The sequence below is a fragment of the Sulfitobacter sp. G5_S2_6_S6 genome (assembly GCF_054968505.1).
Window position 1 is genome coordinate 46,591 of the sequence record NZ_JBQKUI010000006.1, and the last position, 20,100, is coordinate 66,690.

The 20,100-nt window shown below is 60.4% G+C and carries 23 protein-coding genes; 9 read left to right on the forward strand and 14 right to left on the reverse strand.

Annotated features, from left to right (window positions below; genetic code table 11):
• Nucleotides 1–218: 218 nt before the first annotated feature.
• The 5 genes from ACTRWK_RS11525 to ACTRWK_RS11545 all read right to left on the reverse strand — a co-directional run bounded on the left by ACTRWK_RS11525 (nucleotide 219) and on the right by ACTRWK_RS11545 (nucleotide 5,513).
• Complete coding sequence (locus tag ACTRWK_RS11525) at nucleotides 219–974, reverse strand: ABC transporter ATP-binding protein (protein ID WP_005852792.1); 756 nt, start codon at nucleotides 972–974, stop codon at nucleotides 219–221.
• Between the two features lie 62 nt (nucleotides 975–1,036).
• Nucleotides 1,037–1,801, reverse strand: coding sequence for an ABC transporter ATP-binding protein (locus ACTRWK_RS11530; protein ID WP_005852793.1), 765 nt, complete (start codon nucleotides 1,799–1,801; stop codon nucleotides 1,037–1,039).
• Nucleotides 1,802–1,816: 15 nt separating this feature from the next.
• Nucleotides 1,817–3,025, reverse strand: a complete 1,209-nt coding sequence (locus tag ACTRWK_RS11535; RefSeq protein WP_005852794.1) for a branched-chain amino acid ABC transporter permease — start codon at nucleotides 3,023–3,025, stop codon at nucleotides 1,817–1,819.
• Nucleotides 3,026–3,028: 3 nt separating this feature from the next.
• Entirely contained in the window at nucleotides 3,029–4,060 is a 1,032-nt protein-coding gene (locus ACTRWK_RS11540; protein WP_009826721.1) for a branched-chain amino acid ABC transporter permease, read from the reverse strand.
• An 88-nt stretch (nucleotides 4,061–4,148) separates the two neighbouring features.
• Nucleotides 4,149–5,513: a substrate-binding protein gene (locus ACTRWK_RS11545; RefSeq protein ID WP_037943985.1), complete on the reverse strand. Its 1,365-nt coding sequence runs from the start codon at nucleotides 5,511–5,513 to the stop codon at nucleotides 4,149–4,151.
• A 231-nt stretch (nucleotides 5,514–5,744) separates the two neighbouring features.
• On the opposite strand from ACTRWK_RS11545, the gene ACTRWK_RS11550 reads away from it, so the two are divergent.
• The 4 genes from ACTRWK_RS11550 to ACTRWK_RS11565 all read left to right on the forward strand — a co-directional run bounded on the left by ACTRWK_RS11550 (nucleotide 5,745) and on the right by ACTRWK_RS11565 (nucleotide 10,493).
• A complete protein-coding gene (locus ACTRWK_RS11550) occupies nucleotides 5,745–7,040 on the forward strand; it encodes a helix-turn-helix transcriptional regulator (RefSeq protein ID WP_289081754.1) in 1,296 nt (431 codons plus the stop codon).
• Between the two features lie 107 nt (nucleotides 7,041–7,147).
• Complete coding sequence (locus ACTRWK_RS11555; RefSeq protein WP_005852799.1) at nucleotides 7,148–7,531, forward strand: response regulator transcription factor; 384 nt, start codon at nucleotides 7,148–7,150, stop codon at nucleotides 7,529–7,531.
• Nucleotides 7,528–7,800 carry a hypothetical protein gene (locus ACTRWK_RS11560; protein WP_009826724.1) on the forward strand — a complete coding sequence of 91 codons (273 nt, stop codon included), beginning with the start codon at nucleotides 7,528–7,530 and terminating at the stop codon, nucleotides 7,798–7,800. Before ACTRWK_RS11555 ends, ACTRWK_RS11560 begins: the two co-directional genes overlap by 4 nt.
• The gene (locus ACTRWK_RS11565; protein ID WP_289081755.1) at nucleotides 7,800–10,493 is read left to right on the forward strand and encodes a sensor histidine kinase; all 2,694 of its coding nucleotides are present in this window, start codon (nucleotides 7,800–7,802) and stop codon (nucleotides 10,491–10,493) included. The genes ACTRWK_RS11560 and ACTRWK_RS11565 overlap by 1 nt, the downstream gene beginning before the upstream one ends.
• 247 nt (nucleotides 10,494–10,740) lie before the next feature.
• Here the strand turns inward: ACTRWK_RS11565 and ACTRWK_RS11570 are convergent, their stop codons facing one another.
• The 4 genes from ACTRWK_RS11570 to ACTRWK_RS11585 form a co-directional block, all read right to left on the reverse strand.
• On the reverse strand, nucleotides 10,741–11,163 hold the full coding sequence (locus tag ACTRWK_RS11570) for a protein tyrosine phosphatase family protein (RefSeq protein WP_005852802.1): 423 nt from the start codon (nucleotides 11,161–11,163) through the stop codon (nucleotides 10,741–10,743).
• Between the two features lie 8 nt (nucleotides 11,164–11,171).
• Nucleotides 11,172–11,603, reverse strand: a complete 432-nt coding sequence (locus ACTRWK_RS11575; protein ID WP_132996774.1) for a DUF6691 family protein — start codon at nucleotides 11,601–11,603, stop codon at nucleotides 11,172–11,174.
• Nucleotide 11,604: 1 nt separating this feature from the next.
• Nucleotides 11,605–12,036 carry a YeeE/YedE family protein gene (locus ACTRWK_RS11580; protein ID WP_289081756.1) on the reverse strand — a complete coding sequence of 144 codons (432 nt, stop codon included), beginning with the start codon at nucleotides 12,034–12,036 and terminating at the stop codon, nucleotides 11,605–11,607.
• 162 nt (nucleotides 12,037–12,198) lie between these two features.
• The gene (locus tag ACTRWK_RS11585; protein ID WP_005852805.1) at nucleotides 12,199–12,438 is read right to left on the reverse strand and encodes a hypothetical protein; all 240 of its coding nucleotides are present in this window, start codon (nucleotides 12,436–12,438) and stop codon (nucleotides 12,199–12,201) included.
• Between the two features lie 107 nt (nucleotides 12,439–12,545).
• Here ACTRWK_RS11585 and ACTRWK_RS11590 point away from each other — a divergent pair, with 107 nt between their 5' ends.
• The 3 genes from ACTRWK_RS11590 to ACTRWK_RS11600 all read left to right on the forward strand — a co-directional run bounded on the left by ACTRWK_RS11590 (nucleotide 12,546) and on the right by ACTRWK_RS11600 (nucleotide 15,227).
• Complete coding sequence (locus tag ACTRWK_RS11590) at nucleotides 12,546–12,833, forward strand: DUF2312 domain-containing protein (protein ID WP_009826729.1); 288 nt, start codon at nucleotides 12,546–12,548, stop codon at nucleotides 12,831–12,833.
• A 214-nt stretch (nucleotides 12,834–13,047) separates the two neighbouring features.
• The gene (tig, locus tag ACTRWK_RS11595) at nucleotides 13,048–14,379 is read left to right on the forward strand and encodes a trigger factor (RefSeq protein WP_037943993.1); all 1,332 of its coding nucleotides are present in this window, start codon (nucleotides 13,048–13,050) and stop codon (nucleotides 14,377–14,379) included.
• Nucleotides 14,380–14,516: 137 nt separating this feature from the next.
• Nucleotides 14,517–15,227: an FkbM family methyltransferase gene (locus tag ACTRWK_RS11600; protein WP_289081757.1), complete on the forward strand. Its 711-nt coding sequence runs from the start codon at nucleotides 14,517–14,519 to the stop codon at nucleotides 15,225–15,227.
• A 48-nt stretch (nucleotides 15,228–15,275) separates the two neighbouring features.
• Here the strand turns inward: ACTRWK_RS11600 and ACTRWK_RS11605 are convergent, their stop codons facing one another.
• From ACTRWK_RS11605 to rpsF, 4 genes are all read right to left on the reverse strand, one after another.
• Nucleotides 15,276–15,725, reverse strand: coding sequence for a transglycosylase SLT domain-containing protein (locus ACTRWK_RS11605; RefSeq protein ID WP_005852857.1), 450 nt, complete (start codon nucleotides 15,723–15,725; stop codon nucleotides 15,276–15,278).
• Nucleotides 15,726–15,943: 218 nt separating this feature from the next.
• Nucleotides 15,944–16,564, reverse strand: coding sequence for a 50S ribosomal protein L9 (gene rplI, locus ACTRWK_RS11610; protein ID WP_037943995.1), 621 nt, complete (start codon nucleotides 16,562–16,564; stop codon nucleotides 15,944–15,946).
• 11 nt (nucleotides 16,565–16,575) lie between these two features.
• A complete protein-coding gene (gene rpsR, locus ACTRWK_RS11615) occupies nucleotides 16,576–16,803 on the reverse strand; it encodes a 30S ribosomal protein S18 (RefSeq protein WP_005852865.1) in 228 nt (75 codons plus the stop codon).
• Nucleotides 16,804–16,832: 29 nt separating this feature from the next.
• Nucleotides 16,833–17,195 carry a 30S ribosomal protein S6 gene (gene rpsF, locus ACTRWK_RS11620; RefSeq protein ID WP_005852867.1) on the reverse strand — a complete coding sequence of 121 codons (363 nt, stop codon included), beginning with the start codon at nucleotides 17,193–17,195 and terminating at the stop codon, nucleotides 16,833–16,835.
• Nucleotides 17,196–17,486: 291 nt separating this feature from the next.
• Between rpsF and ACTRWK_RS11625 the strand changes: the two genes are divergently transcribed.
• A complete protein-coding gene (locus ACTRWK_RS11625) occupies nucleotides 17,487–17,981 on the forward strand; it encodes a hypothetical protein (protein ID WP_288960681.1) in 495 nt (164 codons plus the stop codon).
• A 153-nt stretch (nucleotides 17,982–18,134) separates the two neighbouring features.
• Nucleotides 18,135–18,704: a YceI family protein gene (locus tag ACTRWK_RS11630; RefSeq protein WP_174226624.1), complete on the forward strand. Its 570-nt coding sequence runs from the start codon at nucleotides 18,135–18,137 to the stop codon at nucleotides 18,702–18,704.
• A gap of 72 nt (nucleotides 18,705–18,776) precedes the next feature.
• Here the strand turns inward: ACTRWK_RS11630 and ACTRWK_RS11635 are convergent, their stop codons facing one another.
• Nucleotides 18,777–19,982 carry a cytochrome b/b6 domain-containing protein gene (locus ACTRWK_RS11635; protein WP_462843933.1) on the reverse strand — a complete coding sequence of 402 codons (1,206 nt, stop codon included), beginning with the start codon at nucleotides 19,980–19,982 and terminating at the stop codon, nucleotides 18,777–18,779.
• Nucleotides 19,983–20,100 lie beyond the last annotated feature (118 nt).

A 20,100-nucleotide genomic window follows, 5' to 3' on the forward strand; every position in this document is an offset into this window, starting at 1 on the left:
GCTGCCTGTGCCCTTGAATTGCTGCCTTATAGGGCATGGGCGCAGGCATGAAAAGCAAGCAGTTGCCTAACGTAAGCTTGGCCGCGCAAAGCGCGGGATCGGGCAGCGGATCGGGGCGAGGGATATGTGGGATGTGACAGGGGGACGCGGGCGCGGGAAAATGCCGGTGTGAAACATATGTTTCGTCTGTTTTTCCCGCGCGCGTCGAGGCTTGGCCGTCAGATTGCCAGATATTCGGCACGCAGTTCGGCGTTGTTCAGCACCTCTTCGGCGGTGCCGTCAAACACCACGCCGCCGGTATCAAGGATCACCGCACGATCCGCGAGTTTAAGCGCACGCACCGCGTTTTGTTCGACCAGAATGGTGGTGATGCCTTGGGATTTGATCAGCGACAGGGTCTTTTCGATCTCGTCCACAATGACGGGGGCAAGCCCCTCATAGGGTTCATCCAGCAGCAACACCTTAATATCACGGGCCAGCGCGCGGGCAATCGCCAGCATCTGCTGTTCGCCGCCCGACAGGGTCACGCCCTCTTGCTTGCGGCGCTCCTTGAGGCGGGGGAACAATTCGTAGATGCGGTCAAGCGACCAGCCGATGGGCGGGGCGATCTGCGCCAGTTGCAGGTTTTCCTCGACCGTGAGACCCGCGATGATGCGGCGGTCTTCGGGGACCAGCGCCAGACCGTTGGCGGCGGCCTCGTGGCTGGCCATCTTGTGCAGCGGCTGGTGGTCGAGCCAGACCTCGCCTTTGCGCAACTCGGGATCGCCGATCTGGGCAATGGCCCGCAGGGTAGAGGTTTTCCCCGCCCCGTTGCGGCCCAGAAGCGCCAGAATTTCGCCTTCATGCACGTTAAAGCTGACGCCCTGCACAATATAGCTTTCGCCGTAATAGGCGTGGATGTCCCAGACCGAAAGATAGGCGGGGGCGGTAGCGGCGTGGTTGGCGCTGTTCGAGAAATCGGGTTTCGTGTTCATAGTCTTGTCCTTGCAAAGCCGTGTGTGCGGGGCGACGCGGGAGGGGGGAGCCCCCCCGCGCGTCAGGCGGCGTCCTGGGACTCGCCCAAATACGCCTCGCGCACCTTGGGGTGGCCTTTGATGTTGTCGGGGGTGTCTTCGACCAGCGGGGTGCCTTGGGCCAACACGGTGATCCGTTCCGCCAGCGAGAACACCACATGCATGTCGTGTTCGATGATGGCGATGGTGATGTCGCGTTCGTCCTTGATCTGTTTCAGCAGGTCGATGGTATTGTTGGTATCGGCCCGCGCCATACCCGCTGTGGGTTCATCCAGCAGCAGCAGGCGCGGGTCTTGAGACAGGCACATCGCGATTTCCAACCGACGTTTGTCCCCGCGCGACATAGAGGCCGCGTGCATGTGGCGCTTGTCGGCGAGCTTCATCTCGACCAGCATCTCCTCGGCTTTTTCGATCACGTCACGCTGGCTCGACATCGCGGTGAGCGCGTTCATCTGGAACGCCCCGTCACGTTTGGCAAAGCAGGGGATCATCATGTTCTCCTGCACGCTGAGATCACCAAAGATCTCGGGCGTCTGGAATACGCGGGAAATCCCCATCTGGTTGATCTCGTAGGGTTTGCGCCCCAGCACCGACTGCCCGTCGAACATGACCGATCCGGTATCGGGGATCAGCTTGCCCACCAGACAGTTCAGCAGCGTGGATTTGCCCGCCCCGTTCGGCCCGATGATCGCATGGACCGAGTTTTCCGCGACGCTGAGGTTCACGTCGCTCAGCGCTTGCAACCCGCCGAAACGTTTGCCGACATTTTTGACTTCGAGAATGGCCATCTGTTCAGCTCCTTCTTATTCGGCTGGGGGTGTGTTGCGTTGTGCGGCGGCGTCTGCCTCGACCGATCCGGCGTTCCGGTCCTTGCGGCGGAACACGCGACCGATACGTTGACCGCCTTCGACCAGACCACCGGGCAGGAAGATCACGACCAGCATGAACAGCAGGCCCAGCGTCAGGTGCCAGCCCTTGCCCACAAAGGGGTGGATCAGCGTGATCAGCGTGTCTTCCAGCCCGTCGGGCATAAAGGCGAACCAACCGTGCAGCACGTTATCGTTGATCTTGGAAAAGATGTTTTCAAAGTACTTGATAAAGCCCGCGCCCAGAACCGGCCCCAGAAGGGTGCCCGCACCACCAAGGATGGTCATCAGCACGACCTCGCCCGAGGCGGTCCACTGCATCCGTTCAGCACCGGCAAGCGGGTCCATCGCGGCCAGCAGGCCACCGGCCAGACCGGCATACATGCCAGAGATGACAAAGGCCGCCAGCGTGTAGGGTTTGGTGTTCAGGCCCGTGTAGTTCATCCGTTGCTGGTTGGATTTCACCGCCCGCAGCATCATGCCGAAAGGCGAACGGAACACGCGGATCGAGATATAGAACGCCAGCAGCATGATCACGGCACACAGGTAATAGCCGACCGAGAAGGTGAAGGACCATGCCCCGAAATCCAGCGTCGTCGCCGCATTCATCTGCGCCCCGAACAGATTGGGGTAGCTGGGTGCATTCGCGCCATCAAGGATACGCGGATCGCTCAGCGCGATTTGCAGGCCGGTTTCCCCGTTGGTGATCGGCGTCAGCACCGAATAGGCAAGGTTGAACGACATCTGCGCGAAGGCCAGCGTCAGGATCGAAAAGTAGATCCCCGACCGGCGCAGCGAGACAAAGCCGATCACGACAGAGAAGAGCCCCGCCACGATCACCGACAAAAGGATCGCGGGGATCACGTTCATCGACAAGAGCTTCATCATCCACACGGCAGAGTAGGAGCCGACCCCCAGAAAGGCCGCGTGACCAAAGGAGAGGTATCCGGTCAACCCGAACAGAATGTTGAACCCGATGGCAAAGATGCCAAAGATCACAAAGCGTTGCATCAAGTCGGGGTAGCCCGCGTTGAATTGCGCCAGCCCTGATCCGGCGGGGAAGGGGTTGAGGATGATAGGGGCTGCCATGGTCAGGAATGCCACCACCAACAGCAGGAGAAAGTCTTTTTTCGTGAGTGAGTGCATGGGTTATTCCTCCATCACGCCTTTGCGGCCCATCAGGCCACGGGGGCGTGTCAGCAAGATGAGTATCGCGACAACGTAAATGATGATCTGGTCAATGCCGGGCAGGATGTTCTTGACCTCGTTCATCGAGGCAAAGCTTTCCAGAATACCCAGCAAGAACCCCGCCAGCACGGCACCGGGCAGCGACCCCATGCCGCCGACAACGACGACGACAAAGCTCAGCACCAGAAAATCCATACCCATGTGGTAGTTGGGCGAATTGATCGGCGCGTACATGACACCGGCCAGACCGGCGACCGCAGCGGCGATGCCGAACATGATGGTGAAACGTTTGTCGATGTTGATGCCCAGCAGACCGACGGTCTCGCGGTCGGCCATACCGGCGCGCACGACCATCCCGAAGGTGGTGAACTGCAAGAAGGCAAAAACGCCGCCGATGATCACCGCCGAGAAGGCGAAATAGATCAGGCGCCAGTAGGGGTAGATGATCGCATTGGGATCAAAGCCCAGCATCACGCCAAAGTCGAACGACCCGCGAAACGCCTCCGGGGCGGAGGTGGGGATCGGGTTCGCGCCGTAGAAATACTTGATCACCTCTTGCAACACGATCGCCAGACCGAAGGTTACCAGAATCTGGTCGGCATGGGGGCGCTTGTAGAAATGTTTGATCAACCCGCGCTCCATGACAAAGCCGATGGCCAGCATGATCGGCACGGCAAAGAGGATCGACAGGGGAACGGACCAATCCAGCATCCAGGCACCGGCGGTCTCTCCGAACCAGTCCTTGATATAGAGAATGTCCTCGTATTTCGGCTTGCCCAGAAAATCGACGCCGGAGGGTTCCGATGCCTTATGGCTGAGCGTGAAAATCTTGCTTAGCGTGACGGCGCAGAAGGCACCGATCATGAACAGCGCCCCATGGGCAAAGTTCACGACACCCAGCGTGCCGAAAATCAACGTCAGACCAAGCGCGATGAGCGCATAGGCTGAACCTTTGTCCAACCCGTTAAGAAGTTGCAAAAGAATGGCGTCCATCGCGGTGCCCTCGAATTTTTAAGAAGTGAAAGGCGGAAAAGCCCGCCGGCAAGGTAAGGCAGGGGTCGCCCCCTGCCTTAGACTTGGTTTACGCGCCGGGGTTGCAGTCGCCCAACTCGCCGCCCGCAAACATCGGGTGGTCAGGTGCATAGGTGACCTGATCGGCAGGGGTGACTTCGACAATTTCCACGAGATCGAATTCATTCTCGGGGTTCTCTTTGCCGCGTACGACCACAACGTCCTTGAAGCACTGGTGGTCATCGGCGCGGTACAGCGTCGGGCCGTTGCCCAGACCGTCGAATTCGAACCCGGCAAGGGCTTCGCCGACGGCGCAGGGGTTGAACGATCCGGCACGGGCCACCGCATCCGCGTACAGCAGCGTCTGCGCATAGCAGGTCTGAGCCGCCTGGCTGGGGGGGAAGCCGTATTTTTCGCCGAAGGACTGAACGAAAGCGTTGGTGCCTTTGTAGCGGTCGCCCATCTGGTTCTCGAGCTTCCAGTCCCAGTTCTGCGAGCCGACGATACCGGTGATATTCTCACCCGCACCACGGGCCATCAGCTCTGAATAGAGCGGCACGACGATCTCGAAGTTCTTACCGTTCACCTGCTTTTCGCGCAGGCCGAACTGCACGGCGTTGGTCAGCGAGTTGACCATGTTTCCGCCGTAGTGGTTCAGGACCAGAACATCCGCACCGGAGTTCAGGACAGGCGCGATATAGGACGAGAAATCGGTCGCGGCGAGCGGCGTGCGCACGTCGTTGATGGTTTCCCAGCCCATGGCTTCGGTCGCGGCCTGAATGGATTCCTGCTGCGTCCAGCCCCATGTGTAGTCGGCTGTCAGGCTATAGACTTTACGATCATCGCCGTAGAGGTTTTTCAGCACCGGTGCCAAAGCGGCAGCGGACATATAGGCGTTGAAGAAGTGACGGAAGCCATTGGCTTTCTTGTCTTTACCCGTGGTGTCGTTCGAATGGGTCAGACCCGCCATAAAGATCACGCCGGCCTCTTGGCACAGGCCCTGGACCGCAACCGCCACGCCCGAGCTTGAGCCGCCCGAGATCATGATTGCGCCGTCTTTCTGGATCATCGACTGCGCCGATGCGCGGGCCGCGTCCGATTTGGTCTGCGTGTCGCCGGTCACGAACTGGACTTTCTTGCCCATGATCCCGTTACCTTCCAGCGCCTTCGAGCTGAAGGTGTTCAGCATACCGCCGTCGCCCTGACCGTTCAGGTGCTCGACCGCCAGCTCGAACGCGCGCAGCTCGTCTGCGCCTTCGTCCGCGTAGGGGCCTGATTGAGGTACGTTAAAGCCAAGCGTCACCGTGTCGCCCGTTGGCGCGTTGGTAAAGCCGGAATGCGCGGCCGCGCTTAGATACGTCGGCAGCGCCAGACCGGCCCCGGCAGCAGCGCCGGTTTTGATCACGCCACGACGCGTCAAGTTAGAAAATGACATGTATTTCCTCCCAAATGTTGAAATCACGGCCCGATTATTTTTCCGGGTCCATGATGCACAGAGGTGCAAATATGATATGAGAGGAAAACTGAAAACCGATCAACAAGCCCCTTGATAAAAACAACTATTCTGTAAATATATTCGCACAGGTTGAGGGGGAGTTGTAAATTTAATGATATTGCAGCGCAGAAAGCCGTTGATAACGCGATATAATTCGCGCGGGGGTGCCACGTGACCCGCGACGCGCTGACCGGCAGCCGTATCCGTGAACGTCGGGTGATGGCGGGGCAGAAACAGGCGGACCTTGCCAAGCGGATCGGCATCTCGGCCAGCTATCTGAATCTTATTGAACACAACCGTCGCAGAATCGGCGGGAAGCTGCTGCTGAATATCGCCGCCGCCCTTGGGGTGGAGCCGACGGCGTTGACCGAAGGGGCCGAGGCGGCGCTGATCGCCACCCTGCGCGAGGCGGCGGATGATGCGCGGCTCAGCGGGCCGGAGGCGACCCGCGCCGATGAATTTGCCGGGCGGTTCCCGGGCTGGGCCGATGTGCTGGCCAACGCACAGCGCCGGATCGCCACGTTGGAGCGTACGGTCGAAACCCTGACCGACCGGCTGGCCCATGACCCGCATCTGGCCGCCTCTATGCACGAACTGCTGACGACCGCTGCCGCGATCCGGTCCACCGCGTCGATTTTGGCCGATACCAAAACGCTAGAACCCGAATGGCGCGACCGGTTTCACATCAACATCGATCAGGACAGCCGTCGCCTTGCCGATAGCGCGCAGGCGCTTGTGGGCTATCTTGAGGCCGACCCCGAAATCACCCCCGCCGCCGATTCCCCGCAAGAGGAGGTAGAGGCGTTTCTGGCCGCACATCGCTATCGTTTTGCCACGCTTGAGGTCACCGAAGGGGATGCGGATGCCATCGACAAGCTGATCCAGACCGCCCCCGAACTGCAAAGCGTGGCCGCGCGTCACATCGCGCGCGATGTGTTGCAGCAGATCGCCATCGACGCCGAAGCCCTGCCGATCACGCGGCTGACACAGGCGCTTGACCGGCTTGGACCCGACCCCGTGGCGCTTGGTGCAGAGCTGCGCCAGCCCGTGGCCCGCGTCTTGCGGCGCATGGCAACGGTGCCGGAACTGGGGGCAGGGCTGGTGATCTGCGACCGGTCGGGCACGTTGATCTTTCGCAAATCCATCGACGGCTTCGTCGTGCCGCGCTTTGGGGCCTGTTGCCCGCTTTGGCCGCTGTTCGCCGTTCTGGGCAGCCCGGGCATGGTGCAGAAACAACGGGTCGCGCAACTGGGGCGGGGTCATTCTGCTTTTGACTGTTTTGCCACCTGCGAAACGCAAAGCGTGCGCGATTACAACGCGGTACCCTTGCTGCATTCGGTGATGTTGATCCTGCCCGCGGGGCCGGACAGCGCGCCCGCGCTGGATGTGGGGGCCACCTGTCGCGTCTGCCCGCGCGCAGCCTGTCCGGCGCGGCGCGAACCGTCGATCCTGAATGACGGGGTCTAGCGCGGGGCAACAGGCTTTTGACAGGGCAGGGTTTTCCGTGCATCTTGCCGCTCGGCCTACCGAGATCGCGGCACAAGCGACCAGGGCCACAGGGAGGGATTTTGCCAATGGGCAAGCATGTGGTGCTCGTGGAAGACGAGACGAACATCGCCGAGGCGATACGATTTTTACTCGGCCGTGAGGGCTGGCGCGTCGAAACGCTGGCCAATGGCGCGACAGCCGTGGAGGTGATCCGCAACGCCAGCCCCGATCTGGTGATGCTGGATGTGATGCTGCCGGGCAAAAGCGGTTTCGAAATCCTGAAGGAACTGCGTGCGGATGCCGCGCTGGCCGATCTGCCGATCCTGATGCTGACCGCCCGCGGTCAGACCCGCGACCGCGAAATCGCGCTAGAGGCCGGGGTCAGCCGGTTTATGACCAAACCGTTTTCCAACGCCGATATGCTGGCAGCCGTGCGCGATCTGACCGCCGCAGGCACCGCAAAAGCATGAGCAAGCCCCCCGGCTCGCCGCTGTTTCTGGAACGGCGCAGCTACCGGTTTCGCCGCATGATGGATGCCGTCCGGCTGCTGCCCTTGCTGGTGCTGGCCTTCTGGATGGTGCCGCTGCTCTGGCCTGTGCAGGATGCCCCCGTCGGCGCGGCCGTGCCCATGTCGCACGCGCTGCGCTATGTCTTTGGCGTCTGGCTGGCGGGCATCGTCTTGTGCTTTCTGCTCTGGCGGCGCACGGCGCGGCAGATTGCCCAGGAAGCGCAAGACTGATGGTGTCACTGAACCAGTTGGTCGCGGTCTGTCTGCTGTATGTGGTCGGGCTCTTTGCCGTGGCCTTCGCGGCAGAGCGTGCGGCGGCACGGGGGCGGGGCGACTGGCTGTTACGCTCTCCGCTGGTCTATACGCTGTCGCTGTCGATCTATTGCACCGCCTGGACCTTTTACGGTGCCGTTGGCTATGCCGCACGGTCGGGGTTGGAGTTTGTGACGATCTACCTTGGCCCGTCGCTGGTGATGATCGGCTGGTGGTGGGTGCTGCGGCGGTTGGTGCGCATCGGGCGGTCGCATCGGGTGACCTCTGTCGCGGATCTGATTTCCTCGCGCTACGGCAAGTCGAACCTGCTGGCGATCTTGGTCACCATCATGGCGGTGATCGGGGTGACGCCCTATATCGCGCTGCAACTTCAATCGGTTACCCTGTCCCTGTCGATCTTTGCCAGCGCCGAGCCGGGGGTGACACCGGGCAGCGACCCGCTGAATTCCGCACAGGCGGCCTTTTGGGTCGCGGTGGGGCTGGCGCTATTCACCGTGCTCTTCGGCACCCGCAATCTCAACGTGAATGAACGCCACCACGGCGTGGTCATCGCCATCGCTGTCGAGGCGGTGGTCAAGCTGCTGGCCCTACTGGCCGTCGGCGTTTTCGTGGTCTGGGGGCTGGCGGGCGGCGTCGATCAGGCGCTGGCGCAGATCGACCGGTCGGCCCTTGGTCAATGGCAGGTCGAGGGCGGCCGTTGGGCCGCGCTGACGCTGCTCGCCGCTGCCGCCTTCATCTGCCTGCCGCGGATGTTTCAGGTGCTGGTGGTGGAGAATGACGACGAACGTCACCTGCAAACCGCCAGCTGGGCCTTCCCGCTGTATCTCATGCTGATGAGCCTGTTTGTCGTGCCGATTGCCGTGGTCGGGCTGGACCTGCTGCCCGAAGGGTCGAATCCCGATCTGTTCGTGCTGAGCCTGCCGCTCAGCCAAGGGCAAAACAGCCTTGCGATGTTTGCCTTTCTGGGGGGCTTTTCCTCGGCCACGTCGATGGTGATCGTGGCGACTCTGGCGCTGTCGACAATGGTGAGCAACCATATCGTCATGCCGATCTGGCTCACCTACGGGCAGAACTCGGTGCAGCAATCGGGTGATGTGCGTCATGTGGTGATCCTGTCGCGGCGGCTGTCGATCCTGCTGATCATCTCGCTGGGGTATTTCTATTACCGGCTGTCGGGCGGCGGCGGTGCGTTGGCGGCGATCGGGACGATCTCTTTCGGGGGGGTCGCGCAGTTCCTGCCGGTGTTGCTGGGCGGAATCTTCTGGCGCGGAGCCACGCGCACGGGGGCCGTCTGCGGGCTAAGCGTGGGCTTTGCGATCTGGGTCTATACGATGCTCTTGCCCAGCTTTGGCGCAGGCGCGGCGCTATCGGTTGCGACCTTTCAGGACGGGCTGTTCGGTATGATCTGGCTGCGCCCCGAAGCCTTGTTTGGAATCAACGGTTTGGACCCCACTGTTCACGCAGTGATCTGGAGCCTTTCGCTCAATGCGCTGGTCTTTGTCGCCGTGTCCCTGTTCAGCTTTCCGGCCCCTGTCGAGCGGCTGCAAGGCGCGCAATTTGTCAATATCTTCGACCATTCCACCGCCGCCCGCGGGTGGAGCGCGTCCGTCGCGGCCAGCGAGGATCTGATGATCATGGCGCAGCGGATTTTGGGCCCCGCCGAGGCGCAGGGATTTTTCCGCGCGCAAGCCCAGTTGCAGGAAAAATCGGATGGTTTGCCAGAGCCAACGCCGCGTTTTGTTCAGGCGCTGGAGCGTGAATTGGCGGCCTCGGTCGGGGCGGCGACGGCCCATGCGATGGTGTCGCAGCTGGTCGGCGGTGCCTCTGTCTCGGTGCAGGATCTGCTGGCGGTGGCGGACGAATCGGCGCAGATGCTGGAGTATTCAAGCCAGCTTGAAATCAAATCGCGCGAGCTGACCGATACCGCCGCGAAGCTGCGGCGCGCCAATGACAAGCTGACGCAACTGTCGCATCAGAAAGACAGTTTTCTGAGCCAGATCAGCCATGAATTGCGCACGCCCATGACCTCTATCCGGTCGTTCTCCGAGATTCTGCGCGACGCCCAAGGGCTCGGGCCCGAAGAAAAGACGCGCTATGCCTCGATCATCCACTCCGAAACCATCCGGCTGACGCGGTTGCTGGACGACCTGCTGGACCTGTCTGTGCTGGAAAACGGCGAGGTGTCGTTGAACCGTCAGCGCGGGTCGCTGCGCGATGTGCTGGATCAGGCCGTGACCACAGCGCGCGCCGCCAATACCCGCGCGATCACCATCGACCGCGATCTGCCGGGGGAGGAGGTGATGTTGGAGACGGATCTGGACCGACTGGTGCAGGTTTTCATCAACCTTATCACAAATGCGCAGAAATATTGCGTTGCCGAAGACCCGCAGCTGTCAATCCGCGCCCACCGGCGGGGGCAGCGCATCATTGTGGACCTGATCGACAATGGCGCGGGGATCGATGCTGCCTCGCAGGAATTGATTTTCGAAAAATTTAGTCGTTTGCCCGGGCAGGGCGGCGAGGGGGCCGGTCTGGGACTGGCGATATGCCGCGAGATTATCAAACGTTTACAGGGGGATATCTCGTATCTTACCGAGGTGTCGGGCACCGGTTTTCGGGTTGAACTGCCGTTGGCGCAGAGCGGGGCCTAGCGCGATTTTTTCGGTTCTTTAAAGGGAATCGTAACCTCTCTGCGTCATTTCATAGGGGTGAAATGGCAGTGAAGGTGGCGTGCGATGGGGTAAGGGATGTGAGTTTCGTCAAATGATGCCGGTGACATCAGATGCGGGGAGACAGCGCCGTCTTGGCGCTATCCGTTGGTATGGCTTCCGCAACGGCGCGGTTGGCCTGATCCTTGGCGGATCGACCCGTGGCGCGTTGACCGGTGGCGCGTTGCGGTTACGCGTAGGGGGCGCTGAGCACGCCGCGCATGTGGCTTAGGTCGTAGCCACCGGCCCGTGCGGCCTCAATCAGCGCGTCTGCCGGTTGTTCGCCTGCCTGACCCAAGGCCCAAGCGATGGTCGACCGTGTGCCCGAGGCGCAATAGGCCAAAACAACCTCGTCCTGCGCCACGCCGATCTCGCGGTTACGGGCAATGACATCTGGGGTCATCGTTTGGTGCGTCAGCTCTTGCACCGCAAAGCGCAGGCCAGCCGCCTCTGCCGCGGCCTGGATGGCGGCATGCTGATGGCTGGGGGGCACTTCCGCGTCGGGACGGTTGCACAGGATCAAGGTAACGCCAGCCTCTTTGATCGCCTCCATATCGGAGGGGTCGATCTGAGGGGCAGCAAAGAAGCGGGGGGTGATTTGACGAATATCCATAGTTTGACTTATCCAGCCGCCCGCGTTGTGTCTAGTATCCGCCGCGCTTTGGGGGCGATCATCATACCCGCCAGCATGGTGATCAGAAAAATCAGGCCGCCCAAGCCGCCAAAGCCAAGCGACGCCAGCGCAGGCCCCGGGCAAAGCCCGACCAGCCCCCAGCCCGCGCCAAAGAGCACGGCCCCCACGATCAGCTTGCGGTCCAGCCGCGGGTCGGGGCGTTCGGGGAAATCACCGCCCACCACGGGCCGCCGCCCACGGGTCAGCGCCCAAGCGACCGCCATCGGCAAAATGGCCCCGCCCATAACAAAGGCGAGTGTCGGATCCCAATCCCCGAAGAAATCCAGAAACCCCTGGACCTTTTGGGTATCGGTCATGCCCGACAGATATAGCCCGGTGCCAAACAAGGCCCCGGCGAGGGCGGCAAGCATATTGCGCATCTCAGACCCCTCCGACCAAGGCGCGCAGGGCGACAACCATCAGCGCGCCTGCCGCGATATAAACGAGCGTGGCAACGATACCGCGTGGGCTCAGCCGCGAAATGCCGCAGACCCCGTGACCCGAGGTGCAGCCATTGCCGATGCGCGTGCCCAGCCCGACCAGAAGACCGGCCGCGCCGACCAGCCACAGGTTCTCTGTCAGGTTGGTGGTCGCAGGGATGGGGGCAAAGACTGCGATCACCGCAGGGAAGATGATCAGCGCCGCCAGAAAACTGCCGCGTTCGGCCCAAGCGCCGCGCGCCGATCCGTCCACCAGCCCGCCGATAATGCCGCTGGCCCCCATGATGCGGCCGTTGCCCAACAGGTAGACCGCAGCGCCGCTGCCAATCATCAGCCCGCCAATCAGGCCCCAAATCCAATCTGCTTCAATCATATGCTATATCGCCCTTTCGTACCGCCGTAAGCGGCGGGTGTCGGGAAAACATATAATGAATGCTGAATGTGTGGCAAGCCGCAAGCGCGAGGTTGACGCAGTGTCGGTCTCCGGGCGCTTGTTATCTATAGAGACAGGGGCAGAAAGTGGCCGTCACCTGCCTTAGCCGAGGATGATACCGACTACGACCATCATCAGCCCGATCACCGACAGCAGCAATGCGCCAAGGTTCATCGGCAGCACTTTTTGCAGGACGATCCGCATCTCTTCTTCGGGCAGGGCCGCGCGTTTGGCACGGGCCACGCGCAGGATACACCAGACAAGCCCGACCAACCCTACAAAGGAGATCGCCGCGCCCGCCCAGATCAGGACGTCAAAGAGTGAAAGAGATGCATTTTCCATAGGCCGCGAGCTATCCGAATTCCGCCCAATGGGCAAGAGTGGCTTGCGGCAGCGCAGGCACGCGGGTAGTCAATGCGCTGACCCATTCAAGACATAGGACGCCCCAGATGAGCGACAGTGCCACCAATCCCGAATCCCAAGACGCCATCGGTGATGCCACATATCGCGTGACCGCGAATGAGCTGCGCCAGTTCGTAGAGCGGATCGAACGGCTGGACGCCGAGAAGAAAGACCTCGCCGAACAGCAAAAAGAGGTCATGGCCGAAGCGAAATCCCGTGGTTACGACACCAAGGTGCTGCGCAAGATAATCGCTCTGCGCAAGCGTGAAGCCGATGATATCGCCGAAGAAGAAGCCGTGCTTGAGATGTACAAAGAAGCGCTTGGCATGTCCTGAGCCGGATGCGGTGCCTCGGGGGGCTGATTATGCGCCCACTGGTCGCCGCGCGAGACGTTTAGTGCCATCGGTACGCGGGGGCAGGGGGCAATTCGCCCCGTCCCACGGGACCCCGCCGCCAAATCCGCTTGCGCCCAAGCGCAGGCCCCAATAGAAGAGCGGAAATTTTTCCGCCCGCGCCCCGCAATGCGCGGCCTTACCCTATGGAGCAAACATGCAGGTCAACGAGACGCTGAACGAAGGTCTGAAACGCGGCTATGCCATCACTGTGACAGCAGCTGAGCTGGAGGCCAAGGTCAACGAAAAGCTGGCCGAAGCGCAGCCCGAAGTCGAGATGAAGGGTTTCCGCAAAGGTAAAGTCCCAATGGCGCTGCTGAAAAAGCAGTTCGGCCAAAAGGTTATGGGCGAAGCAATGCAGGAAAGCATTGATGGCGCCATGCAAGAGCATTTTGAAAAGTCCGGCGATCGCCCTGCGATGCAGCCCGATGTTAAAATGGCGAATGAAGACTGGAAAGAAGGCGACGACGTCGAGGTCACCATGACCTACGAAGCACTGCCCGAGATCCCAGAAGTCGACCTGTCGTCCATCACGCTGGAAAAAATGGTTGTCAAAGCCGATGACGCCGCCGTTGAGGAAGCGCTGGCCAACCTGGCAGAGACCGCACAGGACTTTGAAGCCCGCGAAGAGGGTGCCAAGGCAGAAGACGGCGACCAGATCACATTCGATTTCCTCGGCAAAGTAGACGGCGAAGCCTTTGAAGGCGGCGCGGCAGAAGATTACCCGCTGGTCCTGGGCTCCAACTCCTTCATCCCCGGTTTCGAAGAGCAGCTGGTCGGTGTTGTAGCAGGCGACGAGAAAGACGTAACGGTTTCCTTCCCGGAAGATTACCAAGCGCCTCACCTCGCCGGCAAAGAAGCCGTGTTCGAGTGCAAGGTTAAAGAAGTGAAAAAGCCTGTTGCCGCGAAAGTGGACGACGAGCTGGCCAAGAAATTCGGTGCAGAAGATCTGGCTGCGCTGAAATCCCAGATCGCAGAGCGTCTGGAAGCGGAATATGCCGGTGCGTCGCGCGCTGTCATGAAACGCGGTCTGCTGGACGAGCTGGACAAGCTGGTCAGCTTTGACCTGCCGCCGTCGCTGGTCGAAGCCGAAGCAGGCCAGATCGCGCACCAGCTGTGGCACGAAGACAACCCTGATGTTCAGGGCCATGATCACCCGGAAATCGAAACCACAGACGAGCACAAGAAGCTCGCCGAGCGCCGCGTGCGTCTTGGCCTGCTGCTGGCCGAGCTGGGTCAGAAAGCCGAAGTTCAGGTCACCGACGCGGAAATGACGCAAGCGATCATGAACCAGGCACGTCAGTACCCGGGTCAGGAACGTCAGTTCTTTGAATTCGTTCAGCAAAACCAGCAGATGCAACAGCAGATGCGCGCACCTTTGTTCGAAGACAAAGTCGTTGATCACGTGTTTGAACAGGCGACATTGAACGAGAAAGAAGTGTCGAAAGAAGACCTGCAGAAAGCCGTGGAAGAGCTGGAAGACGAATAAGTCTTTCCCCTTTTTCTGTATCACGAAGATCAAAGCCGTCCCGTTTGGGGCGGCTTTTTTCGTTAGACGGCTGGGGAGTTATCCGTTTTAGTGCAGCAAAATGCGGCAGTTCCGGTCAAGGGGAGGGTGGTAGACACATGTCAGATCAAGTCAGCAACAGGGCGCGCCGCGCCGCGAGAGCAAAGACCCCCCTGACCGAGGAGGAGCGCAAAGCCCGCCGGCGTGCGAAGCGGAACCTGCGTCAGGCCGAGGCGATGGGCTTTCTCAAGGGGGTGACGGCGATGCTGAAGCCTGGCGATCTGGCGATGGACTGCGGGGCCAATGTGGGTGTCGTGACCCGTTTGTTGGCCGACACAGGCGCCGAGGTGATCAGCTATGAACCCGACCCTTATGCGTTTGAACAGCTCACGACGGCTGTGAAAGACCGCGCGAACGTGCGTCTTGTCAACGCGGCGGTTGGGGCCAGCTCGGGCACTGTGCGGCTGATGCGGGCCGCGAATTTTGACGACAATATGAAGGGGGCATCGGTCAAAAGCACAATCGTCGACGGCGGTCGTACGATTGACGCAGACAATTATGTCGATGTCGCATTGCTCAATTTTCTGGAAATCATCAGGGCTGAAATCGATAAACGCGGCGAGATCGCTTTTGTGAAGATGGACATCGAAGGCGCGGAGCTTGATCTGCTTGAGGCGATGGATGCAGCGGATTTGATCAAGGGGATCAGGTGCTTGGTCGTGGAAACCCATGAGCGCAAGTTCGCGGATCTCAGACCGAGGTTCCGCGCGCTGCGCGAAACCTTTGCTGCGAAATACCCTGCGCGACAGGTGAACCTCGACTGGATCTGAGAGAGGCACGCCTGCGCCCATGGGGCAGCGCGGCGCGCCTTAGGGGGCTCAGCCTTTGCGCAGACCGGTTTCGACCAGCATACCGCGCCGTTTGGCCTCGTAATAATAGCCGCGGGCGTACCATTTGATTGCTGTGGCGTGATCGCCATCAGACAGCAGCCAAGCGCCGCGCAGGTATTTGACGCCGTATTTCAAGTTTACATCAGGATCGAGAAGATCGCCGGCATCGCCGCGAAACCCCATGCCGCGTGCGGTGGCGGGCAGGATTTGCAGCAGGCCGAAGTAGGGCCCATTGCGGGCCTCTGGACGGTGGGTGCTTTCACGGATGGCAAGACGGTGGACCAACGGGCGGGGGACTTCGTAGTGGTCGGCCCATTTGTTGATCAGCCCGCGCAGCTCGGGCGTCTCGTTGGGATAGAGCGGCAGCTTGCGGGGCGCGGGGGCGGGCTCTGGTGCGGTACTGGCGCAGGCAGAGAGGGCAGGTGTGCAAAGCAACATCTGGCAAAGGGAACGACGTGTGAGGGCGATCATGCGGGTGACTCGCATCGTTGACGGGAGCCAAATGCTTACAACGCCGGGGGCACCGCGCAACAAGGGCAGCGCCGGATGGGCAGAGGGTCGCTTAGCACAGGGCGGCATATTGCCGATCGCGCAATGAAAAACGCCGCCGCTGAGAGGTCAGCGGCGGCGTTTCATTTGGAATCAGATCGGAAGGCTTAGGCTTGCGCTTCGTCTTCGTCTGTTTTCTCGACAGCTTCTGCCAGATCGTCGTCGTCGGATGCGGCGGAGCCGATATCGTCGAACAGTTCAGAGATCTCGAATTCGGCTGCAGCTTCTTCTTCTGCGGCCAGTTCCTGGATCGACTTGCCTGCGGCCTGAAGCTCGGCCTCTTCAGGGGAACGTGCAACGTTCAGCTGAATGGTGGCTTCGACTTCGGGGTGCAGGATGACGGTGACGTCATGCAGGCCCAGGTCTTTGATAGGGCTGCCCAGAACGACCTGTTTGCGGTCGATGGTGAAGCCTTCGGCTGTAGCAACGTCTGCCGCGTCACGGGTCGTAACCGAACCGTAAAGCGCACCCGAATCGGAGGCGGAGCGGATGACGATGAACTGCTGACCGTTAAGCTTGTCGGACAACGCTTCGGCTTCTTTTTTGGTCTCGAGGTTTTGTGCCTCAAGCTGGGCTTTCTGACCTTCAAAGGCTTCGATGTTGGCTTTGGAAGCCGACAGCGCTTTGCCTTGGGGCAGCAGGAAGTTGCGTGCGTAGCCGGGCTTTACGTCCACGACTTCGCCCATTTGGCCCAGTTTGGCCACACGTTCCAGAAGGATAACTTGCATGTGCTTTCTCCTTACTTAACGGCGTAGGGCAGCAGGGCGAGGAAGCGGGCGCGTTTGATGGCACGGGCCAATTCACGCTGCTTTTTCGCGGAGACTGCGGTGATGCGGGAAGGAACGATTTTGCCGCGCTCAGAGATGTAGCGCTGCAGAAGACGTGTGTCTTTGTAATCGATTGCCGGTGCGTTGTCGCCCGAGAAGGGGCAGACCTTACGACGGCGGAAAAATGGTTTAGCGGCCATGGTTTATGTCCTTTATTGCAAGCTGATGATCAACGACGTTCGCGGCGTTCGCCACGCTCGGGGCGTTCGTCACGTTTCTGCATCTGAACCGATGGCAGCTCTTTGTGCTCATCAACTTTGATGGTCAGAACGCGCATCACGTCATCATGCAAACGCATCAGGCGTTCCATTTCCTGTACGGCGGTCGCTGGTGCGTCCGAACGCAGGAAGGCATAGTGGCCCTTGCGGTTTTTGTTGATCTTGTAGGCCATCGTTTTGACGCCCCAGTATTCGCTGTCGACGAGCTTGCCGTCGTTGTCAGCCAAAACTGTGCCAAAATGTTCGATAAGGCCTTCTGCTTGCGTGTTGGACAAGTCCTGACGCGCAATCATAACATGCTCATAAAGCGGCATGTGCACTCCTATTTATATCAAGGCGCATTTCATAGGCAGGGCATTTGCGTTTTGCGGCCCCACCACGAGAGTCTGCGCGGTTCAAAAGATGATGCAAAACGAAGGGCCGATATACACGGTTTTGCAGGCAGGGCAAGGGTGCGTTGGCGCTATGGCACGGGCGTCTATCGATTTGGGGCGGATGATCCTTTGAAAAGTACCACTTCGATCACGGTCGCGCCTCTTTTTCGTCATGAACCCATACGAGAACTGAAGGGGAGATCACACGGTTAAGCAAGGTTTATCAGAGCAATGGGCGCAGTTACGAATTTCTCGGCGGATAGTCTTCAGTTTTCGGCACAGGCCGGGATGGTAGATGGCTCTCGGGCGGTGGTGCGCAGCGTCCAGCGGTTGTTGGGGGCGGCCTTGGTACTGGCGGCGTCGGGGTTGTGGCTGACGCCGGGGTCGAACTTTGGGTCAGATGTGATGCTGTTCAAGGTCGGGCTGTCGGCGTTGTCTGTGATGTTGGGGGCAAGCCTTTTGCTGTCGGGGCAAAAGCCCGCGCTGCCCGAGATCCAGATCGACACGCTGCGGCGCGAGCTGCGTTTGGTGCGTCCGCGCACGATGGGGGCGCAACGGGTGCTGCAACGCTGCAGTTTTGGCGATCTGGGACGGGTGGAGCGTGTGGGCCGCAACTTTCACTTCTGGGACGGGCGCGGCAATTTCATCGTTGATGTCCATATCGCAGAGCGCCGCGTGGTCGATAACCTGACCTTTAGCCTGCGCGACTCGGGTCAGGCGATCTGATCGTAGCTTGGTCGTTATGTGCGTGTTTATCGCAAGTCTGACGGGCGACTGTTCGCCAATGCGCACTAACTGTTGAACGCTGCTGGGTTGCTGAAATGCTGAAATGCTTCATGTATGGTGCAGACAAACGCCAACAGGAGTATTCCAATGAACATGAAGTCTGTCCTTCTTGCCACCGCCCTGACACTGGGTGCCACCTCTGCTTTCGCCGCCGAGAAATATGTGCTGGACGCAAGCCACAGCCAGATCGTTTTCACCTATAACCACCTTGGGTTCTCGACCACCACGTCGATGTTCAGCGGTTTTGACGGTGAAATCATGCTGGACGAGGCAGAGCCCGCGAACTCCTCTGTGTCCGTATCTTTCCCGGTCAAAGACATGATCACCGGCTGGGAGCCTCGCACCGAACACTTCATGACCGCTGATTTCTTTGGTGCCGAAGATGGCGACATGGTGACGTTTGAATCGACCGGTATCGAGGTCACAGGTGAAAAGACCGCGTTGATCACCGGTGATCTGACCATGAACGACGTAACCAAATCCGTAGTGCTGGATGCCAAGCTGAACCAGATGGGCGAGCATCCGATGGCCAAGAAGCCTTGGGCCGGTTTCGACGCGACGACCACGGTCACACGCACCGATTTTAACCTTGGTCAGTTCGCGCCGTTCGTCAGCGACGAAGTGCAAGTGAACATCTCTATCGAAGCGATGAAGGCTGAGTAAGCTTTCCACCGTTTATTAAGAAACGAGAACGCCGGGGCAGAACCCCGGCGTTTTTGCGTTTATAGGGCGGGATTACTGCCCGCGTGTGGCGGTGAGGTCGATATTCACCGTGACGCTAAAGGCCAGCGTGCTTTCGTCCGTCACCGTTTCCCCGATGCCGAAGTTGCGGCGGTCCAGCGTGGTGGAGCCTGTCATCCGGGCAGTGTCGCCCTGCAACGTCAGGGTGAAAGGCAGGTCGATCGGCATCGTCTGATCCTTGATCGTCAGGCTGCCCGCTGCGACATAGCCGTCGGCGGTGGCATTGATATCAGCCTGAAAAATCGCGGTGGGGAAGGCCTCGCTGTTGAAGAAATCGGCCCCCATCGCCTGATCTGTCACCGACCCGAGGCTCAGCGACGGGATCGCGACCGTGGTCGTTACGTCGCCCGCTTTGCCGGATTGTACGGTGTCGTCAAATGTGATCGCGGATGTCCAGTCGGCAAAGCTGCCAGCCACGACGGACCCGAACTGCGTGACCTCTAGCGCGATGGTCCCATCCTGCACCTGCCAGTCGGAGGCGACATCCTCTAGCGCGGCGGTTTCGGTCGGGGCGGGTTGATCGCTTTGTTGGCCCAAGCCAAGGCCCAGCCCGACCGCAATCGCGGCGACCCAGACGACAGTGGCGGTGATCACCGGCGCGGCAGAGTGGTGCTGCGCAGGTAGCGGGCCGACGATGGCTTCGCCCGGCAGCATCCGCCGCAGGGTCGAATCGCGGTCCACAACGTGGTGCTTCACCGCGCCGGCGATATGCAGGATCAACGCGCCGATCAGCAGTTTGCCCGAGATGACGTGCAGCGCGCCAAAGGCGTGTTCTACTGTTGTGTTCTTGGGGATAAACGGCAGCGACTGCCCCAGCGGCCACCAGATCGGCGCAAAGCCAGAGGCGGCGGCGTGGTTGATCCAGCCGGCCAGCGGGACGATCACCAGCGACCCATACAGCACCCAATGCACCGTTTCCGCCAGCCAGCTTTCAAGGCGGTGATCCGCGTTCAGCAGCCCCGGTTTGGGTTGGGTATAGGCCCAGATGATGCGGGCAAGGGCGACAAAGAAGACCGTCACGCCCAGTGTTTTGTGCAGCGAGAACAGCCACGCTTTGCGGGTCAGCGCCGCTTGCGTATCGTGGGGCAGATCGCTGGCATAAAGGCCAAGGGCGATCAGCGTGAGGATCAGCAGGGCGGTGAGCCAGTGAAGGAACTTGGTCACCCCGCCGTAGCGGATTGAGGTATTGGTTAAGGCCATCTGGGTGCTCCGTCGCGAAATGGGGTGGTTTCTCCATACTGCAACGGGGCTTGGGGACCAATGCGGATCAGCGCACAGTCGCCGTGCAGGCTTGTTTGACGGCCACCCACGCGCTAAA

Excerpts from the sequence above, each read along its gene's own strand:
- rpsR (WP_005852865.1), bottom strand. The coding sequence starts at position 16,803 with ATGGCCGCTAAACCATTTTTCCGCCGTCGTAAGGTCTGCCCCTTCTCG.
- ACTRWK_RS11605 (WP_005852857.1), bottom strand. The coding sequence starts at position 15,725 with ATGTTGCTTTGCACACCTGCCCTCTCTGCCTGCGCCAGTACCGCACCA.
- ACTRWK_RS11560 (WP_009826724.1), top strand. The coding sequence starts at position 7,528 with ATGAGCAAGCCCCCCGGCTCGCCGCTGTTTCTGGAACGGCGCAGCTAC.
- ACTRWK_RS11575 (WP_132996774.1), bottom strand. The coding sequence starts at position 11,603 with ATGCGCAATATGCTTGCCGCCCTCGCCGGGGCCTTGTTTGGCACCGGG.
- rpsF (WP_005852867.1), bottom strand. The coding sequence starts at position 17,195 with ATGCCGCTTTATGAGCATGTTATGATTGCGCGTCAGGACTTGTCCAAC.
- ACTRWK_RS11570 (WP_005852802.1), bottom strand. The coding sequence starts at position 11,163 with ATGGATATTCGTCAAATCACCCCCCGCTTCTTTGCTGCCCCTCAGATC.
- ACTRWK_RS11585 (WP_005852805.1), bottom strand. The coding sequence starts at position 12,438 with ATGGAAAATGCATCTCTTTCACTCTTTGACGTCCTGATCTGGGCGGGC.
- tig (WP_037943993.1), top strand. The coding sequence starts at position 13,048 with ATGCAGGTCAACGAGACGCTGAACGAAGGTCTGAAACGCGGCTATGCC.
- ACTRWK_RS11625 (WP_288960681.1), top strand. The coding sequence starts at position 17,487 with ATGGGCGCAGTTACGAATTTCTCGGCGGATAGTCTTCAGTTTTCGGCA.
- rplI (WP_037943995.1), bottom strand. The coding sequence starts at position 16,564 with ATGCAAGTTATCCTTCTGGAACGTGTGGCCAAACTGGGCCAAATGGGC.
- ACTRWK_RS11590 (WP_009826729.1), top strand. The coding sequence starts at position 12,546 with ATGAGCGACAGTGCCACCAATCCCGAATCCCAAGACGCCATCGGTGAT.
- ACTRWK_RS11600 (WP_289081757.1), top strand. The coding sequence starts at position 14,517 with ATGTCAGATCAAGTCAGCAACAGGGCGCGCCGCGCCGCGAGAGCAAAG.
- ACTRWK_RS11525 (WP_005852792.1), bottom strand. The coding sequence starts at position 974 with ATGAACACGAAACCCGATTTCTCGAACAGCGCCAACCACGCCGCTACC.
- ACTRWK_RS11535 (WP_005852794.1), bottom strand. The coding sequence starts at position 3,025 with ATGCACTCACTCACGAAAAAAGACTTTCTCCTGCTGTTGGTGGTGGCA.
- ACTRWK_RS11630 (WP_174226624.1), top strand. The coding sequence starts at position 18,135 with ATGAAGTCTGTCCTTCTTGCCACCGCCCTGACACTGGGTGCCACCTCT.
- ACTRWK_RS11555 (WP_005852799.1), top strand. The coding sequence starts at position 7,148 with ATGGGCAAGCATGTGGTGCTCGTGGAAGACGAGACGAACATCGCCGAG.
- ACTRWK_RS11635 (WP_462843933.1), bottom strand. The coding sequence starts at position 19,982 with ATGGCCTTAACCAATACCTCAATCCGCTACGGCGGGGTGACCAAGTTC.
- ACTRWK_RS11545 (WP_037943985.1), bottom strand. The coding sequence starts at position 5,513 with ATGTCATTTTCTAACTTGACGCGTCGTGGCGTGATCAAAACCGGCGCT.
- ACTRWK_RS11530 (WP_005852793.1), bottom strand. The coding sequence starts at position 1,801 with ATGGCCATTCTCGAAGTCAAAAATGTCGGCAAACGTTTCGGCGGGTTG.
- ACTRWK_RS11580 (WP_289081756.1), bottom strand. The coding sequence starts at position 12,036 with ATGATTGAAGCAGATTGGATTTGGGGCCTGATTGGCGGGCTGATGATT.
- ACTRWK_RS11540 (WP_009826721.1), bottom strand. The coding sequence starts at position 4,060 with ATGGACGCCATTCTTTTGCAACTTCTTAACGGGTTGGACAAAGGTTCA.
- ACTRWK_RS11565 (WP_289081755.1), top strand. The coding sequence starts at position 7,800 with ATGGTGTCACTGAACCAGTTGGTCGCGGTCTGTCTGCTGTATGTGGTC.